This window comes from Bacillus nitratireducens (genome assembly GCF_001884135.1).
In the GTDB taxonomy this organism is placed as follows: Bacteria; Bacillota; Bacilli; order Bacillales; family Bacillaceae_G; genus Bacillus_A; species Bacillus_A nitratireducens.
The window spans coordinates 156,059-172,824 of record NZ_MAOC01000091.1 but is presented as its reverse complement, the minus strand read 5'-3'; the positions used below and the strand labels follow the sequence as shown (position 1 = coordinate 172,824).

Here is a 16,766-nt window from a genome sequence, read left to right as displayed (position 1 = left end):
GACATCACCTCGTTTTTTTATTGTAAATCGATTCTATATATATTGATTATATATTGTTCGGAATAAATTGGTAATCACTATTGCTAAAATCTAACAAAAAAAGAAAATTCAGTTTTAGATGAACGACAAATGTGATAAACTGTAAAAAATAACTAAAAGCAATGAAAGAGAAGAGTACATATTCGAAACTTTTTAGAGAGCTGATGTGTGGTGGAAATCAGTAAGGGATGAATATGGAATGGGCTCTGGAGCTTCTCGCTGAAATGAGTAGGTAAAGACGGTTACTTCACGTTATCGAAGTATGAAGTGAGCTAATGATAGCTAATTAAGGTGGTACCGCGGGAGTTTCTCGTCCTTTTTATAGGATGAGGGGCTCTTTTTATTTTTATTTTGAGGAAGGAGGAGTTAGTGTGAGTGAAAAAATAATGTTAACAGGAATTAAGCCGACAGGTTATCCGCATTTAGGAAATTATATTGGTGCAATTAAACCAGCATTACAAATGTCAAAAAATAATGAAGGAAAAGCATTATATTTTATAGCTGACTATCATGCGTTAAATGCTGTGCATGATCCGGCGAAGTTCAATAATTATACGAAAGAGGTAGCAGCAACTTGGTTATCGCTTGGACTTAGTGAAGACGTTATTTTTTATCGCCAAACAGAAATACCGGAGATTTTAGAATTAACGTGGATACTATCTTGCCTAACTCCGAAAGGTCTTATGAACCGTGCCCATGCGTACAAAGCGAAGGTAGAGCATAATAAAGAAGCAGGATTAGAGAACGATGCAGGTGTGAATATGGGGTTATACACGTATCCCATTTTAATGGCAGCTGACATATTATTATTTCAAGCTACTCATGTGCCAGTAGGGAAAGACCAAATTCAGCATATTGAAATCGCTCGTGACATTGCGACGTATTTTAATCATACATTTGGCATGACATTTACGCTTCCAGAGTTTGTGATACAAGAAGATGGTGCAATTTTACCGGGGCTTGATGGAAGAAAGATGAGTAAGAGTTATGGGAATGTTATCCCGTTATTTGCAGAGCAAGAAAAACTACGAAAATTAATTTTTAAAATCAAAACAGATTCTTCACTTCCGAATGAACCGAAAGAGCTAGAGACGTTATTTACAATTTATAAAGAATTTGCGACAGAAGATGAAATGCAGTCGATGCGTGAAAAGTATGAGACCGGCATTGGATGGGGCGATGTGAAAAAAGAGTTGTTTCGCGTTGTAGACCGTGAATTAGCTGGACCTCGTGAGAATTATGAGATGTATATGAATGAGCCGCATTTATTATATGAAGCGTTAGAGAGAGGTGCTGAGAGGGCACGAGATATTGCGAAGGTAAATTTAGCGGAAATTAAAAAACGAATTGGATTTGAGAGGGGACGTTAAGCGTTCCCTTGTTTTGCGATATGAATTTTAATAATTTTTGCGTAATATCATTAAGTGAAGTAAGGAATTCACATTTTCTTTCGAAACTTATTAGTTGCATATATTAAAAAATATGCTAATATAGGGATACTTATTAAACATGTTTAATAAGTAAAATTAAAGTCACTTATTAAAGTTGTTTAATAAGTTACATTCATTCTATAACGAAGGAGATGATTGTATGAAAACGGAAAAAGAGAAGATGTTGGCGGGAGAAATGTATATTGCGGATGACGAAGAATTAGTGGCTGATAGGGTGGAGACAAAACGTTTAACACGCCTTTATAACGAGGCGATGGAGACAGGAAATGAGGAGCGTTTTACTTTATTAAATCAGCTTTTAGGTTCTTCAGCTGACGGGAAAGCCCAAATTAATCCTGATTTTCGTTGTGATTACGGCTACAATATCCACGTTGGAAAGAGCTTTTTCGCAAATTTTAATTGTGTTATTTTAGACGTTTGTGAAGTGCGAATCGGTGATAATTGTATGTTTGCACCTGGTGTTCACATTTATACTGCTACGCATCCGTTGCATCCGGTGGAGCGGAATTCTGGAAAAGAATATGGAAAACCGGTAAAGATAGGTAACAATGTTTGGGTTGGTGGGGGAGCTATTATTAACCCTGGCGTTTCAATTGGTGATAATGCTGTAATTGCCTCAGGGGCAGTTGTGACAAAAGATGTACCTAATAATGTAGTAGTTGGTGGTAATCCAGCTAAACTTATTAAAACGATAGACGAATAAAGGGCGTTTTCGCCAGTTCGTACATTATCGTATAGACAATTTGAAAGGTGTTTCATATGGAGAAATATAGTGCGGACAATCATACAAAGACATTACTTGCCTCTCGAAACGCTCTTTTTCTCTTATTTGCTTTGCCAGGTGTCGCGTTTGCTACATGGATTTCAAGAACAGCAGCTACTCGAGATATTTTAGCAGTGTCAAATGCAGAAATGGGCTGGATTTTGTTCGGATTATCTGTCGGTTCAATAATGGGTCTACTGAGTGCAAGTCACTTCATTGACTGTAAGGGAGCTAGAGACGTTATTATAGGTAGTATGTTTTTTATGATTGTTGGATTGATTTGTTTAGGTATAAATATTTATTTTGTTTCTAGCATGGGGGCTTTTAGTAGCTTACTAGTATTTGGAGTAGGATATGGGTTAGCAGAAGTCGCATTGAATGTAGAAGGTTCTTCCATTGAGCGGAAATTAGGAACAACACTTCTTCCGAAATTCCATGGCTTTTTTAGCGTAGGAACTTTAGTAGGCGCGCTCAGTGGTTCTATCGCAGCGTCGCTTCACATCCCAATTCTGTATCAGTTTCTTGCGATTTCGGTCGTGTTTGTATTACTTGTATGTATGGTGTATCGTTTTCTTCCGTATGGAACAGGAAAGAAGGAGAAATCGCAGAACAAAAAGAGAGCGAAGCGTACTTCCTTACGTATGGAAAAAAAGGTGCTTTTAATTGGTCTTTTTGTGCTTGGAATGGCTTTTGCAGAAGGAAGTGCAAATGATTGGTTACCTATCGTGATGGTAGACGGACATGAACAAAGTGTAGTGACAGGTTCTATTATGTACACAGTTTTTGTAATGGCAATGACGTTAGCTCGTATGTGTAGTAGTTATTTCCTTGATCGATTCGGTCGTGTCGTTGTTGTACGTGCTACTATTATGATGGCGATCATAGGAATTTCAATCGTAATATTTGGGAGTAATTCGTATTTTCTAGCATTAGGTGTAGTACTGTGGGGGATTGGTGCAGCATTAGGTTTCCCGATTGGTCTGTCAGCTGCTGGAGATGATCGTGAAAATGCGACTTCTAATGTTGCTGCAGTTTCTATCATTGGTTATACAGCCTTTTTAGTCGGACCACCATTTTTAGGGATACTTGGAGAAGCATTCGGAATACGTAATGCCTTGCTAGCGGTTTTATTATTTGTTCTTTTGTCTGGAATTGTATCATCTATTACGAGAGAGAATACATCGAGTTAAATAAGAATGGCATGCAGCGGAAATATATCATCTCTATTGCTTTAGAAAATGATGTATGATATATTGTCAACGCAACTTATTAAAAGTGTTTAATAAGTATGTTGATTAAGGTGGTGAGCTATTTGGGTGAACAATTTGTTACTCAAAAATCGATTAAAGAGACGATCCTTCGCGGCATTCGTACAGCTCTTCTAGAGCAAGGAAGTGCGACGAAAGTTGAACTTAGTAATACATTAGAAATTAGTTTTCCAACGATAAGTAAATTTATAGAAAATATGAAACAAGATGGTGAAGTCACTTTAGTTGGTTTAGATGATTCAAGTGGCGGAAGAAGAGCGAAACGATATGTATATAATCCGGAATATATGTTAGGATTAGCGATATTTTTAGAAAAAAATGAGACGAACTATACAATTTTTAACTGTTTAGGGGAAGTAAAAGAACAAGGAAGTACTTCAAGTGTATTGATGGATACGGGTTTACATTTATTGACAGAACATATAGAAAGTCTTATCGCTACATTTCCGAAAATAAGTTCTATATCAATTGGTGTGCCTGGTGCGGTCGATAATGGGCGTATTTTTTACATTCCTGGATATGAAAAGTTCCAAAATTTTAATTTGAAAAGTCATTTGGAGGATCTGTTTTCTATACCTGTAGTAATAGAAAATGATATGAATGCCGCAGTGCTTGGTTATTATAAAAACACTGGAAATCATGATAATTCCTCTCTTGTATATTTGTATTCAGGTCAAAATGGTCCAGGGGCAGGGATTATGATAAATGGAGATGTAGTACGAGGAAGCACCTTTTTCTCAGGAGAGATATCTTTCGTTCCGCAGTATGATAATAAAAATTTCCTACAAGCTTTTAGAAGTGGAGACGAAGTTAACGATGCAAATAATCCAGAGGAATATAATATAGATGCTATTACCCGATTAATTTCTACATTTATAGCTATTATTAATCCACATGCGTTTATTTTCTGTGATGATGAAGTGAATCAATTTGTAATAGATCAAATTGTAAAAAGTTGTCCGCAGTACATTCCAGCAGAACATATTCCTCAAATAACAGTGAGCGATTGGAAAGAAGATTATTTATATGGATTAAAAAGCCTGGGACTTGATCTTATGATTACAAGAACAAGCAAAGAAAATTAAATATCAAATTGTTGGTTGAATATTGTAAAAGAAAAGGTGTCGATTATGAAAATTGAACATGTAGCAATTTGGGTGAATGATTTAGAAGGTATGCGTGACTTTTATAAACAGTACTTCGGTGGTGAAGAAAATACATTATATCACAATCCGAAAAAACAGTTTGAATCTTATTTTATAACTTTTGAAGGTGGAGCGCGTCTAGAACTTATGAGGCAAGTAGGGATAGACGATAAAATACAAACACAAACAGTAGGATATGCGCATATTGCTTTTTCTGTAGGTAGTAAAGAAAAAGTGAATGAATTAACTAATACATTAAGAGAAGCTGGATATCCTGTGTTAAACGGCCCGCGTACTACAGGGGATGGTTACTATGAAAGTGTAGTAAATGATCCTGAAGGAAATCAGATTGAGATAACAATCTAGCTACTAAGGGGACAATTCGGATTTACGGTGAACGATAACACCCTCATTTCACGTTATAATGACGGGAAATGAGGGTGTTTTATTTCTATATACAATATGTGATGTTTTTTAATTGGAGTGCTGAAACTCCTTAATAATACGCTCAATTACTGGATGAAGAGTAATAGGTAACTCATCATGGGGAAAGAAGCGTAATTCTTTTGACTCAGTTTGATCACATATAAGCTCACCGTGGAATTCTCGGCAAATATAAACAACGAGTACACCATGTACTTGATCGCCGTTTGGATAGATTTGAAAGTAATCAGGTCCTGAGTATGTACGGAATAGTTCTGGTTTTTTGATGATAAGTCCAGTTTCTTCATATACTTCTCGCTTTAAAGCGTCTTCTAACGTTTCGTTATATTCTAAGGCGCCCCCAATAATGCCCCAGCGATTAAAATCTGTACGGAGCTGCAATAATATTTCATTTTTCTCATTTAATATAATGGCGTGTGATCCGATTAAAATGAGTGGATGATTTCCTACTAGATTTCTCATGTCTTCAATATAGCCCATATTTCTTCTCCTTATATTTAATAATAATTAGGCAGTTCTTTTAACATTTTTTCTGTTTTACGTGCTGTAAATGCTAAGTTATGATCATCTTTTGTTCTAAAAAATAATGTGCGTAAAAAGATTTTAATGTTTGCGCATAAAATACAATACTCATTAAGGGAAAGGCGTTTTCTAATTTGAGGAAGCCTTTTTATTTTTTTATAAATAATTGAAATTAACTCATCTTGCGGGAAATCATGATATAGCATAGATAGTAACGGTGTAACAATGCGTTCATCTTCGTTATTATGAAATAGATCCGATGGAATGAACATTTTATTTAATAAACAATGAATTAATTCTTCGTACCACTCAAAGGTCGTATAGGAATTGTGAACAATTTCAGTGAAGGCATCAGATACGTGTGCAAGACAATGAGCCCATCCTTTATTTTCAATATAGCCTCGAAAATCCATTTCCAAGTTTATATATGTAATGAGTTTGGTTTTTATTTCCTCGATATCCTCCTCTGTAAAAAAATAGTGCGAGTTAGCGAATTGGAGTATTAACGCAATTAACGAAACAGTATAAGAACGTGTGAAAACCCCATCTGTATGTGGGGAGTGAATGTCACAATATAAATACTCATCACTTAAACAAGTTTGTAAAAGTAATTTCAGCTGATCGTCCATAAGGAATTCATGATGAATAAAATGCACAAAACATTTATATATAAGTTGATAACGGACATAACTATCAGTCGTTCCAATATACTGAAGCATGTTCAAAGTTAACTCATTTACATCTATATGATGCAGTTGCGTATAGTCATTTTGTTGTATAAGCTCTAACTGTTGTTGCAATGCTGTAATATCCAATGGAGAACCTCCTCCGCACTTTAAAGATGCGATGTTTTCTAGTATTCTATATATTCAAGGACAATCCTGCTCATGCAAGGAGAACGAGTAGAAATTCGAGAATGACATAGATGAGGGAAGTATATGATGACTATAGAACAGTTAGAGAAACATTTTAAAATAAGAAGAAATGCTTCTTCTATAATGATAAAAGAAAATAATGCAGAGGTTTTTACAGAAGAGCAATTAGAAGAGATAATACAATATTGCGTTGTTGAAGCTGAAAAAGATGGAATAGAAGAATTGCAATTTGAGATTTCTTCAAATAGCCCAAATTATGATGTGTATAAGAAATGTTTCGAAACGTATTCATTTGAATATATTACTGAAAACATGATTGTATGTAAGGATATATATGAAGTTGAAGATATAGAAAGTGAAATTGATTTTAAGCTTATTGAAGAGATAGGCGAAGACGCTTTTTATTCACTGTGGAATGAAGTGACCGGAGAACAAATCGATTATGATCAATTTGTAAATACGATGCTACAAGAAATTGGTGGGCGATGGAAAGAACATTGTTTAACAGCGAGTATTGATGAAGAGCCAATAGGAATTGTAATCCCGCATATTGAAAGAGGTACGTTAGAAGAGGGAAAACTTATGTATTTCGCAGTCGCTCCAAATATGCGAAATAAAGGGTATGAAATGGCATTCTTTACAGGAGCAATGTTTGTTTTAAAAGAAATAGGTGCATCTTATTATATTGGCGAGACAAATGTACAAAATGAGTGGATGAAGGATGTTTTTGAAAAGAACGGATGTCAGCAGCTGAGCTCTACTGAGCGATATGTGAGAAGGTTTTAGAAGGATGGATGGCTTACTCTCTCGAACTCATTTAGCGGGAGGGTTATATATGTTGGAAAAACAATTTCATTCTTTTGTTTTACTGTATCCAGAGATCTTGTTAGAAGGTTGGAACATCGAAAAAGTTTCAGAGCGTTATGAGGGTGAAAAGTGGGAAACAGTTTGGTTTCAAGTTGTTACGCCAACTAGTATGTTTCGCGTAAAAGAGTTTTTCCTCGATATAATGGAGCCGGTATTTCCAGATAGTTGTATTTCTCAAGCAAAAGGAGCTTGTTTTCAATATAAAGGGCTTGTGTATTGGAAAGGTGTAAATTATAAGGGAAAAGAAAGTTACGTTACATCAAAATGGAAAACGCAAATTGAAATTTCTATTGATCATGGATATGTAAACCAAGATGAAATGGAAAAATTTCTATTCGGGTTACAACCTATAAATATGGAGTTCGCGAAAACGATATTACATACACCATTTCATTTATTAAGCTTTCAAGCGAAGAGAGGTGAAATGGGTGAGATAGGAAAATGTCGTGATTGGAATGCCCCAGATGACGTAATTTATTCGAAATTGCCAATTCATGAAAAGTTAAGTTGGAAGCTCGAATCGGTCGGATTAGGAAATGACGAAACGCAGTATGTATACTGGGATGAAAATAGTAAACTATATGCACTTTGGGTTTGTAGGCATAAAAACAAAGCGTACTATCCTGTTTCTTCATGGACAACGAATTATAGTGTTAAAAAGATGATAAATGGGTTAGAGTTTTATTCGCACCCAGATCGTGGAACAGTTGTATATGAAGATTTAGATGATGAGCAAATCGCATATGTATTTCGAGGGAATCCGTGTACAACTTATGAACAAATAAAAGAACTTTTTGCATGTTTGTAAGATAAAAAGAAAAATCGAAACGACAAAGTAAGCGTTCCTATAATACAATAAAGAAGGATTAGACTATACAAAGAAAGTGTTGGTGAGAGAATGGAGCAGCAAAGAAATTGGCTACAAGCAACTGTAGAACGAAATGAAGATAATACGTTACATATAAAGTGGGAAAATAATATAGAAGAAGTTCGTATTTATTGGAGTACTTCACCAGATCATATTGAAGAAAATGGAGAATTACTTGTAACAGTAAGTGGGGATTCAGCATGTACAATTGAAAACCCGAGTGAAAATGAGCGTCCATATTTTAGGTTAGTAGGAAGTAATGGACAAGCAGTGACAGTAGCTGAGCGTAGATTACCATTACAAGGCGCGTTTAACTTCCGTGATATGGGAGGATATGAAACGACTGAAGGCCGTAAAGTAAAATGGGGCAAATTGTATCGTTCTGAAGAATTAGCAGGATTAACAGAATGGGACATCGACTATTTACAAAAGTCTGGTTTGAAGTTAATTTGTGACTACCGTACAGACTTTGAAGTGAAGCATAAGCCGAATCCAGAGATTACGGGTGCTCGTCAAGTATGCTTACCAGTTATGCAAGACTTGGCGAAAGACTTGAACATAAATGAATTTTTCCAGGTTGGTGACCTTTCTATGTTAGGGAAACCAGGCGAGTATCTTGTGAAAATGAATCAAGATTTCGTAAGTGGTAATGAAGCATTCGTGAGCTTCTTAAACTTAGCGCAAAACCCAGAAAACTTACCGTTAGTAAACCACTGTACAGCTGGAAAAGACCGTACTGGATTTGGATCAGCATTACTATTACTGTTACTAGGTGTACCAGAAAAAACAGTAATGGAAGACTACTTACTAAGTAACGGTTTCCGTGAAAAGTTAAATGAAAAAATGATGGCCTTTTTAGGTGCAAAACTACAAAACGATGAAAGTAGAGCAATATTAGGTGCGATGTTTGAGGCACGTGCTGAATATTTACAAGCTGCGATTGATGAAGTTAAAAAGCAATATGGATCAGTTGAAGCGTATGCTGAAAAAGCTTTTGGCTTTACGAAAGAATCGTTAGAGGAAATGAAAGTGTTATTGCTAGAAGATAAAGTGAAACTTTAATCAGTGGGGGGTTCATCCCCACTGATTATTAGCCTTCACCAATCGGGCGTTTACGGGCAGTCCGACTCCCACCTAACTTCTTCGCATTCGCCGAATTTGAGGTGGGAGTTTTACTGCCCGTTAATGCGGGATAAGTAATGAGAAGGGAGGCTGATTGGATTAGCCTCCTTTTCTTATTGTTGCTATAATTTTGTTTATGAGGAGTGTTGTGCACCGGGGAGAAAATGGATGAGAAGAACTTACGAATCGGGGGATAAAATGATTCATACACGTTTAAAAGCAGAGGGGTTAAGAGGAAAGTTAGCAACAATACTAAGTCAAGATTATAAGGAACTAGCTGTTCAGGATTTAAAGGTGATTGGAACGGGAGTGCAAAATATTGTTTTTCGCGGAGATTCAGAAAAGGGAGCTTTAGCTTTTCGAGTGCCGTGGGAAAGAGAAGTAGAAAATATAAATGAAGATTTATTTAATAGTCGGATTTCATTGCAAAAGGAAACAGAGCTTTCTAAGTTTTGTTATTCAAAAGGTATTCCAGTGCCAAAGATACATGGATTGCATCTTTCTGCCGAACTTGATTTTTTAATATCGGATCATGTATCTACTGATCACATGCCAATTTCTGCATGTAAAATAGGGAAGTTAGTTAGTGAGCTTCATAGTATACCAATCGATGGTTTACAATATGAGCAGAACATTAGAGAGCCGATTAGTAAGTATATATCGGAACGCATTGTGAAACGGATAGAAGGTTTTAATGCAATCACGAACTGTGGAGTTAAACTTCCAGAGACAAAAACAATTGAACATATTCTTAGTACAGCTGACCATGTAAAGAGTTTATTGCATATGGACATTCGACCAGCCAATTTAATTGGATATAACGGAGAAGTTAAAGCGATAGTTGATTGGGATAACGCTCTAATTGGTCATCCATTATTGGAGCTTATGAGAATAGCTGAAACGAATGAGGTTAGTTGGGATGAATTTAAAGCTGGATATAAGAATGATAATATCTTTAGCGCTACTTCTCATATTGTTAGTTTGTTTTATAGATTAGATACTGCGGTCATGCTTGCAAACTTATTTATAGCACATTTGAAAATAGAAGATAAAGGTGTATTCTATAAAGAGCGAGTCAAAGCGCTTTATAATGAAATATATAAAAGCTTATAATTAAGCTATAAGAAGTGTTTAATATAGGAATTGAGGAGAGCATAATGAAATACAAAGTAATACTATTCGACGTAGACGATACATTATTAGATTTCCCTGAAACGGAAAGAAACGCATTACATAACGCGTTTGTACAGTTCGGCATGCCTACAGGATATGATGATTATCTTGCAAGTTATAAAGAGATTAGTAATGGATTATGGAGAGATTTAGAGAATAAAATGATTACGCTAAGTGAATTAGCGGTAGACCGATTTAGACAATTATTTGCACTTCATAATATCGAAGTAGATGCGCAGCAATTTAGTGACGTTTACCTTGAAAACTTAGGGAAAGAAGTACACCTTATAGAAGGTGCAGTACAATTATGTGAGAACCTTCAAGATTACAAGCTAGGTATTATTACGAATGGATATACGAAGGTGCAACAATCAAGAATTGGAAATTCGCCTTTATGTAACTTCTTTGATCATATTATTATTTCAGAAGAGGTTGGCCATCAAAAACCAGCACGTGAGATTTTTGATTATGCATTTGAAAAGCTTGGAATTACTGATAAATCCAGTGTACTAATGGTTGGAGATTCGCTAACTTCTGATATGAAAGGCGGAGAAGATTACGGTATTGATACTTGTTGGTATAATCCGAGTCTGAAAGAAAACAAGACAAGTGTTAAACCGACCTATGAAGTGGAGAGTTTGCTGCAAATTTTAGGAATTGTAGATATTGCGGAAAAAAGTGTAGTCTGTTCCTAATCTGAATGAAATTATATCGACGTTTAGACAAGAGATATCGATTTAACGACATGTTATGACAAAAAAGCCCTTTATTATAAGGGCTTTTTTTACATTAATCCTCAAAAATAAAAATCTCATCAATCGTACTATGTAGTGCCTTCGCAATATCGTGAGCAAGCTGCAAGGAAGGGTTGTATTTTCCTTTTTCGAGATGGCTAATCGTTTCACGGCGTACACCAACACTTTTCGCTAAATCTTCTTGTGTCATATTCAATTTGGCACGGTATTCTTTTATCTTCGTTACGAACGCCATGGCGCATCTTCCATTTCATCAACAGGTTTATCGTAAAAGAACATAGAGAAGCCGAACGTAAGAATAAGTGTGCCAAAAATAAGAGCGATATCAATCTCTTGTAGCGCCGGGTTTGGAAATAACATTTCAATAAACATAATGATAGCGGTAGTTAATAACGTAACGATAAATGCATTGCGGCACGACTTATTGACGATTTGTTCAAACAGTTCATCGTGTTGAACCGTTCTATATGTTGTGAAAAAGGAGAAGAAACAGAACATAGTAAACAATCCTTTTTCATAAAAAAATCCGAGAAACCCAAAGAAACCGAGAAATCCTAAATATTTTATCCAAGTTGTTTTCACGATAGATTCTCCTTTCAATGTTAGAAATAAAGTGAAACTTTAATCAGTGGGGGTGTTCATCCCCCACTGATTATTAGCCTTCACCAATCGGGCGTTTACGGGCAGTTGATCTCCCACCTAACTTCTTTGCTCCAGACGAATTTTGAGGTGGGAGTCTTACTGCCAGTTAATGCGGGATAAATCACGTTATGTTATAAATATATCACATATGGATATGAATGGTAATAATAGTTTTCCAGTTCTTTTCATAATAATAGTAAAAAGACTAAATATACTGCGAAATAAAGAGGATAATATTGTAAAATGGTTGTAAGGAGGGGGAGGAAGGAATGTTAACTGGGATCATGATCGTTATATTACTTGTAGTGATTACTGTAATTGCAACGGTTCTAATTGGGCGAAATGGTGATGCGAATTATAGTAAAGCGACAAAAGGGAATATTAAACGGCTTACGATGATTTATATTATACTAGCTGTCGTTTTAATCGTTGGATTAGGCGTGTATATTTATTTTAAAGGTTAAAAAAACTGAAAAATACAAAAATCTAAAAATAGAGGTATGCTATAATATCAATATAGTTATTTGGTAATTAAGGAAAGGATTGGATGGAATGATTGAAATTACGAATGTGTCAAAAAGTTATAATGGGTCTACCTATGCAGTAAAAGATTTAAGTTTATCTGTGCCTAGCGGAGAAATATTTGGATTTTTAGGACCGAATGGTGCTGGTAAATCAACGACAATTAAGATGATTACTGGTATCCATGGGGTAGATAAAGGGACCATTACGATTAACGGTAAAAATATTATGAAAGAGCCGATGGAAGCGAAAAAAACGTTTGGCTATGTTCCAGATAGTCCAGATATGTTTTTACGATTAAAGGGAATTGAATATTTAAACTTTATGGCAGATATGTATGAGGTGCCGAAAGAAGTACGACAAGAACGAATCGAGTCTTTAGCGAAGAAATTTGATCTTTATAATGCTTTATCGGATCAAATTCAAAGTTATTCACACGGTATGAGACAAAAAATCGTTATTATTGGTGTGCTCGTGCATGAGCCAGATGTATGGATTTTAGATGAACCGTTAACGGGGCTTGATCCGAAATCCGCATATATTTTAAAAGAAATGATGAGAGAACATGCGGATAAAGGAAAGATTGTATTTTTCTCTACACACGTATTAGAAGTGGCGGAAAAAATATGTGACCGTGTTGCGATTATTAATAAGGGGAATTTGCAGTTTAAAGGGAATTTAGATGAAATGAGAGATCATTTTAAATCCAATGAATCACTTGAAAAAATGTTCTTGGAGATGACGGGCAATGAGTAAAATTTGGACGTTAACGAAAGTATTATTAAAATTAAATTATGCAGATTTTATAACAGATAAGAAGAAGCGATGGGCGTATGTATTTTCATTTGCAGCCATTTTATTTGTTGGCTTTTTAATATTTGGTTCGATGACGCACGGAATGTATGAAGGTATGAAACAATTAGGGCAAGACCCAGGAATGATTATCGCAATGGGGCTTGCGATTGCGAGTATATGGGTATTTTTAATGAGTATTACGAACATTTTAACTGTATTTTACTACAGTAATGATATTGAAATGTTATTGCCGTTACCATTAAAACCAGCTCAAATTATTTCGGCAAAATTTTTAACAGTATTAATAACACAATACGTAATGAGTTCATTCATTTTATTACCAATCTTTATTACGTACGGGTTAAAAAGTGGCGCATTTATTACATATTACATATACATGATTTTTATTTACTTACTCTTCCCGATTGTGCCGTTAGTATTAGCTTCATTACTGATGACAGTTATTATGAGGTATACAAATATAGCGAAAAATAAAGATCGAGGCAATATATTTATTGGAATCGTAAGTATACTATTTATTGTAGGAATTAATGTATTTTTACAGTGGAAAAATAAAAGTTCGTTTTCTGAAGATGCACTTACGAATTATCTTGCGAACAACCAATCTTCACTTTTAGTACAAATGACAAATTATTTTCCAACTACATATTTTGGAGCAGTGGCATTAGTAGAAAATGCAAATTGGAAGGGTCCTTTATACGTAATCATCTTTGCACTTATTTCATTTGTATTCTTTGTGTTGTTTTATTACATTGCAGAGCGTACATATTTAAAAGGGGTTATTGGACTTTCAACGAGTACAGCAAAGAAACAAGCTATTACGTCGGAAGGTTTACAGAAATCAACGGTACAAAGTTCACATTTAAAAGCATATGTGAAAAAAGAATTTAAAACGTTATTCCGTACACCGCAATTTTTCTTAAATTGCATTGTACAAACTTTCGTTATGCCGATTATGCTGTTCTTTGTTTTATTCGTACAAGATGGAAATTTAAAGTGGATTACAGGATACATTAATAATCCAGAATCAGCAGGTTTGGCGATTGGTGTAGGGCTTTGTGCATCGTTATTTTTAATGGGGAGTAACGTTATTGCAACAACATCATTTTCACGAGATGGAAGCTCTTGGTTTGTGAATCGTTATTTACCAGTAAAGGCTTCGGATATCTTTTTTGCGAAAGCAATCACTGCTTGGCTAATTAATGTGATTATTTTAGCAGTATTCGGTATTACGATGGCAATCGTAGCTGGGATTTCTCCAGTCTTCATGATACTGTGGTTTTTACTAAGTGCGAACGGATTGTTATTAATTAATTTAATTGGAACACGCTGGGATGCACAAACTGCAGATATTCATTGGGATACAGAACAGAAATTATTTAAAAGTCGATATACAACTTTGTGGAATTTTTTAGCTAATATTTTAATAGCTTTAGTTATTGTAGCGGGTGTAGGTGTATTATACTTCTTCCTTGAAGTAGGACTGTGGATTATGTTTATCGTTTTATTTGTAATGTTTACGATTGTAAACTATATCTTTATTAAAGTGTTAAAATTAGGTGCTGAACGTATACTGTCAAATATTCAATAAGAAGATAGATCCTCTGTATTCATGCAGGGGATCTACGTATAGATGGAGGAGAAAAAGGTGAAGAAAATAGCAATTGTAACAGGGGCAACTCGTCTGAATGGAATTGGTGCAGCTGTATGCAAGGTGCTTGCTCAAAAGGGGATAGACATTTTTTTCACGTACTGGCCAAAGTATGATAAAGCGATGCCATGGGGAATGAGTGATCAAGAACCCTTTTTGCTGAAAAAGGAGATTGAAAGTTACGGTGTTCGATGTGAAATGGCAGAAATCAATTTATCGCAGTCTTATTCGCCAAATCGTTTGTTTTATATGGTATCAGAACGGTTAGGTGATCCATCTATTCTAATTAATAATGCAGTGTATTCTACTCATACGAAAATTGGGGAATTAGATGTAGAGCAGTTGGATAAACATTATACAGTTAATGTTCGGGCTACTATGTTATTAAGTTCATTATTTATTAAACATTTTTCACTTAAAACGAGTGGTAGTATTATAAATCTTACTTCTGGGCAATCATTGGAACCAATGCCAGATGAATTGGCATACGCAGCAACAAAGGGAGCGATAGAAGCATTTACAAATTCTGTTGCACCAGTTGCTATGGAGAAGGGGATTACAGTCAATGCTGTTGATCCAGGACCAACGAATACAGGTTGGATTACAGAGGAATTACAGCATCATTTAGTATGGAAATTCCCGCAAGGTAGAGTTGGAGAACCGGTGGATGCTGCCCGTTTAGTTTCCTTTTTAGTAAGTGAAGAAGCGAAGTGGATTACTGGGCAAGTCATTCATTCGAACGGAGGTTATTCATAATAATATTATGTAAACATGTCTTGAGAAACAAAAATATTATAAAATATTTAATTTTTTTGTATAAATAAAATGTCAAGAAAGATAAAAAATTGATAGGAGAGTATGTTGTCATTTGTAGATTGCAAATCTTCATGTGACAATATACTCTTTTTCTTTTGCTGCAGAGGAGAAAAATGAAGTAGAAGAAACTCGAATATTAAAATGAATTTATCGTTTTTTGTACGTATTATTATGAAGATTACTGTCGGAAAGATGGTGATTCGTGTGAAAAGGGATTTTTTAAGGGGAAATAGAATCGTAAAGGGGAGGATAAATAATTAAGTAAACATAGGGGGATTTATATGAAAATGAAAAAGGTCGCTATCGCATCAGTAGCAATTGGTACAATGCTTACAATGGCAGCTTGTAGTAGCTTCACAGATAAAGAGGAAGCGAAGAAGGATCAAGCTACTACACAAAATGAAGAGCAATCAAAAACGACAAGTGCAGATGAAGCGTCAAAAACAACGAAAGATAGTGAAAAAGACACAAATACTTCTTCGAATGAAAAAACAGATAAAGATACAAAAAATACAAAGGAATCATCAGGAACAGAAAGTAACGGCAAAACATCAACTCAAAACGAGAATGTGAAAACAAAAGAAAAAGAGACGACAGGAAAAACAAATGATCAAACGACTAGCGGAAAAACAACAGATCAAAGCACAAGCACAAATAATAACGGAAAGACAACGAAAGATCCGAAGAAAAGTGTAGCTGTAAAAACAAATGTAAAAGAAGTAGTTACATTAATTGAAAGCTTAGACAAGCAATTAGCTGCAAATCCTAAATTAGAAACAGTGAATAAGCTTGGAAAACAAATTAATGAGAAGTGGGATGTCATTGAAAAAGAGTTAGAAGCATCACATCCGACTGAATATAAAACAATTGGCCAAAGTATGTATCCGTTAATTGTAGGAGCGGAGAAAGAAAAGATAGATGTTAATAAAATGAAGTCATTAACGACAAAAACGAAAAAGGATTTAAATCAATTATTAACGAAACTTTCATAGTTTCAAAAGCCTACTCGTGTGAGTAGGCCTTTTTA

The 16,766-nt window shown here is 35.2% G+C and carries 19 protein-coding genes and 1 other annotated feature; of the genes, 15 read left to right on the top strand and 4 right to left on the bottom strand.

The window, feature by feature from the left end:
- Nucleotides 1-152: 152 nt before the first annotated feature.
- Nucleotides 153-360, top strand: a binding site (T-box leader).
- Nucleotides 361-365: 5 nt separating this feature from the next.
- The 5 genes from BAU23_RS25710 to BAU23_RS25690 all read left to right on the top strand — a co-directional run bounded on the left by BAU23_RS25710 (nt 366) and on the right by BAU23_RS25690 (nt 5,032).
- Nucleotides 366-1,409, top strand: a complete 1,044-nt coding sequence (locus BAU23_RS25710; RefSeq protein ID WP_002076670.1) for a tryptophan--tRNA ligase — start codon at nt 366-368, stop codon at nt 1,407-1,409.
- Between the two features lie 220 nt (nt 1,410-1,629).
- Nucleotides 1,630-2,193 (top strand): maltose O-acetyltransferase, encoded by a 564-nt coding sequence (locus BAU23_RS25705; RefSeq protein WP_000845622.1) that lies wholly within the window; start codon nt 1,630-1,632, stop codon nt 2,191-2,193.
- Between the two features lie 56 nt (nt 2,194-2,249).
- Nucleotides 2,250-3,443, top strand: coding sequence for an MFS transporter (locus BAU23_RS25700; RefSeq protein ID WP_000417596.1), 1,194 nt, complete (start codon nt 2,250-2,252; stop codon nt 3,441-3,443).
- 122 nt (nt 3,444-3,565) lie between these two features.
- Nucleotides 3,566-4,606, top strand: coding sequence for an ROK family transcriptional regulator (locus BAU23_RS25695; protein WP_000504458.1), 1,041 nt, complete (start codon nt 3,566-3,568; stop codon nt 4,604-4,606).
- 45 nt (nt 4,607-4,651) lie between these two features.
- On the top strand, nt 4,652-5,032 hold the full coding sequence (locus tag BAU23_RS25690) for a VOC family protein (protein ID WP_000687560.1): 381 nt from the start codon (nt 4,652-4,654) through the stop codon (nt 5,030-5,032).
- Between the two features lie 108 nt (nt 5,033-5,140).
- Here the strand turns inward: BAU23_RS25690 and BAU23_RS25685 are convergent, their stop codons facing one another.
- Together BAU23_RS25685 and BAU23_RS25680 are read right to left on the bottom strand one after the other, a co-directional pair.
- The gene (locus BAU23_RS25685) at nt 5,141-5,590 is read right to left on the bottom strand and encodes an NUDIX hydrolase (protein WP_000540471.1); all 450 of its coding nucleotides are present in this window, start codon (nt 5,588-5,590) and stop codon (nt 5,141-5,143) included.
- Nucleotides 5,591-5,607: 17 nt separating this feature from the next.
- Nucleotides 5,608-6,447: a DUF2785 domain-containing protein gene (locus BAU23_RS25680; RefSeq protein ID WP_000355434.1), complete on the bottom strand. Its 840-nt coding sequence runs from the start codon at nt 6,445-6,447 to the stop codon at nt 5,608-5,610.
- Nucleotides 6,448-6,570: 123 nt separating this feature from the next.
- Here BAU23_RS25680 and BAU23_RS25675 point away from each other — a divergent pair, with 123 nt between their 5' ends.
- The 5 genes from BAU23_RS25675 to BAU23_RS25655 all read left to right on the top strand — a co-directional run bounded on the left by BAU23_RS25675 (nt 6,571) and on the right by BAU23_RS25655 (nt 11,232).
- Nucleotides 6,571-7,293 (top strand): GNAT family N-acetyltransferase, encoded by a 723-nt coding sequence (locus BAU23_RS25675; protein ID WP_071735440.1) that lies wholly within the window; start codon nt 6,571-6,573, stop codon nt 7,291-7,293.
- A 49-nt stretch (nt 7,294-7,342) separates the two neighbouring features.
- A complete protein-coding gene (locus BAU23_RS25670) occupies nt 7,343-8,182 on the top strand; it encodes a hypothetical protein (protein WP_000890612.1) in 840 nt (279 codons plus the stop codon).
- A 90-nt stretch (nt 8,183-8,272) separates the two neighbouring features.
- A complete protein-coding gene (locus BAU23_RS25665) occupies nt 8,273-9,304 on the top strand; it encodes a tyrosine-protein phosphatase (protein WP_000437813.1) in 1,032 nt (343 codons plus the stop codon).
- Between the two features lie 228 nt (nt 9,305-9,532).
- Nucleotides 9,533-10,477, top strand: coding sequence for a phosphotransferase family protein (locus BAU23_RS25660; RefSeq protein ID WP_001255093.1), 945 nt, complete (start codon nt 9,533-9,535; stop codon nt 10,475-10,477).
- Between the two features lie 44 nt (nt 10,478-10,521).
- Nucleotides 10,522-11,232 carry a YjjG family noncanonical pyrimidine nucleotidase gene (locus BAU23_RS25655; RefSeq protein WP_071735438.1) on the top strand — a complete coding sequence of 237 codons (711 nt, stop codon included), beginning with the start codon at nt 10,522-10,524 and terminating at the stop codon, nt 11,230-11,232.
- 94 nt (nt 11,233-11,326) lie between these two features.
- Here the strand turns inward: BAU23_RS25655 and BAU23_RS25650 are convergent, their stop codons facing one another.
- Both BAU23_RS25650 and BAU23_RS25645 read right to left on the bottom strand, forming a co-directional pair.
- On the bottom strand, nt 11,327-11,527 hold the full coding sequence (locus BAU23_RS25650; RefSeq protein WP_000896301.1) for a helix-turn-helix transcriptional regulator: 201 nt from the start codon (nt 11,525-11,527) through the stop codon (nt 11,327-11,329).
- Nucleotides 11,515-11,874, bottom strand: a complete 360-nt coding sequence (locus tag BAU23_RS25645) for a DUF3796 domain-containing protein (RefSeq protein ID WP_000859232.1) — start codon at nt 11,872-11,874, stop codon at nt 11,515-11,517. Before BAU23_RS25645 ends, BAU23_RS25650 begins: the two co-directional genes overlap by 13 nt.
- Before the next feature lie 329 nt (nt 11,875-12,203).
- Here BAU23_RS25645 and BAU23_RS25640 point away from each other — a divergent pair, with 329 nt between their 5' ends.
- The 5 genes from BAU23_RS25640 (at nt 12,204) to BAU23_RS25620 (ending at nt 16,731) form a co-directional block, all read left to right on the top strand.
- Entirely contained in the window at nt 12,204-12,398 is a 195-nt protein-coding gene (locus tag BAU23_RS25640) for a hypothetical protein (protein WP_000955218.1), read from the top strand.
- An 88-nt stretch (nt 12,399-12,486) separates the two neighbouring features.
- A complete protein-coding gene (locus tag BAU23_RS25635) occupies nt 12,487-13,212 on the top strand; it encodes an ABC transporter ATP-binding protein (RefSeq protein WP_000570208.1) in 726 nt (241 codons plus the stop codon).
- A complete protein-coding gene (locus BAU23_RS25630; RefSeq protein WP_071735436.1) occupies nt 13,205-14,863 on the top strand; it encodes a putative ABC transporter permease subunit in 1,659 nt (552 codons plus the stop codon). Before BAU23_RS25635 ends, BAU23_RS25630 begins: the two co-directional genes overlap by 8 nt.
- 57 nt (nt 14,864-14,920) lie before the next feature.
- Nucleotides 14,921-15,679, top strand: a complete 759-nt coding sequence (locus BAU23_RS25625) for an SDR family oxidoreductase (RefSeq protein WP_071735600.1) — start codon at nt 14,921-14,923, stop codon at nt 15,677-15,679.
- Between the two features lie 341 nt (nt 15,680-16,020).
- Complete coding sequence (locus BAU23_RS25620) at nt 16,021-16,731, top strand: hypothetical protein (RefSeq protein ID WP_000782568.1); 711 nt, start codon at nt 16,021-16,023, stop codon at nt 16,729-16,731.
- The last annotated feature ends 35 nt before the right edge of the window (nt 16,732-16,766 follow it).

Bases quoted from the DNA above. Each gene is read 5' to 3' on its own strand.
- BAU23_RS25710 (WP_002076670.1), top strand. From the start codon at position 366: ATGAGGGGCTCTTTTTATTTTTATTTTGAGGAAGGAGGAGTTAGTGTG.
- BAU23_RS25635 (WP_000570208.1), top strand. From the start codon at position 12,487: ATGATTGAAATTACGAATGTGTCAAAAAGTTATAATGGGTCTACCTAT.
- BAU23_RS25665 (WP_000437813.1), top strand. From the start codon at position 8,273: ATGGAGCAGCAAAGAAATTGGCTACAAGCAACTGTAGAACGAAATGAA.
- BAU23_RS25675 (WP_071735440.1), top strand. From the start codon at position 6,571: ATGATGACTATAGAACAGTTAGAGAAACATTTTAAAATAAGAAGAAAT.
- BAU23_RS25690 (WP_000687560.1), top strand. From the start codon at position 4,652: ATGAAAATTGAACATGTAGCAATTTGGGTGAATGATTTAGAAGGTATG.
- BAU23_RS25685 (WP_000540471.1), bottom strand. From the start codon at position 5,590: ATGGGCTATATTGAAGACATGAGAAATCTAGTAGGAAATCATCCACTC.
- BAU23_RS25670 (WP_000890612.1), top strand. From the start codon at position 7,343: ATGTTGGAAAAACAATTTCATTCTTTTGTTTTACTGTATCCAGAGATC.
- BAU23_RS25660 (WP_001255093.1), top strand. From the start codon at position 9,533: ATGAGAAGAACTTACGAATCGGGGGATAAAATGATTCATACACGTTTA.
- BAU23_RS25630 (WP_071735436.1), top strand. From the start codon at position 13,205: ATGAGTAAAATTTGGACGTTAACGAAAGTATTATTAAAATTAAATTAT.
- BAU23_RS25620 (WP_000782568.1), top strand. From the start codon at position 16,021: ATGAAAATGAAAAAGGTCGCTATCGCATCAGTAGCAATTGGTACAATG.
- BAU23_RS25640 (WP_000955218.1), top strand. From the start codon at position 12,204: ATGTTAACTGGGATCATGATCGTTATATTACTTGTAGTGATTACTGTA.
- BAU23_RS25655 (WP_071735438.1), top strand. From the start codon at position 10,522: ATGAAATACAAAGTAATACTATTCGACGTAGACGATACATTATTAGAT.
- BAU23_RS25700 (WP_000417596.1), top strand. From the start codon at position 2,250: ATGGAGAAATATAGTGCGGACAATCATACAAAGACATTACTTGCCTCT.
- BAU23_RS25705 (WP_000845622.1), top strand. From the start codon at position 1,630: ATGAAAACGGAAAAAGAGAAGATGTTGGCGGGAGAAATGTATATTGCG.
- BAU23_RS25650 (WP_000896301.1), bottom strand. From the start codon at position 11,527: ATGGCGTTCGTAACGAAGATAAAAGAATACCGTGCCAAATTGAATATG.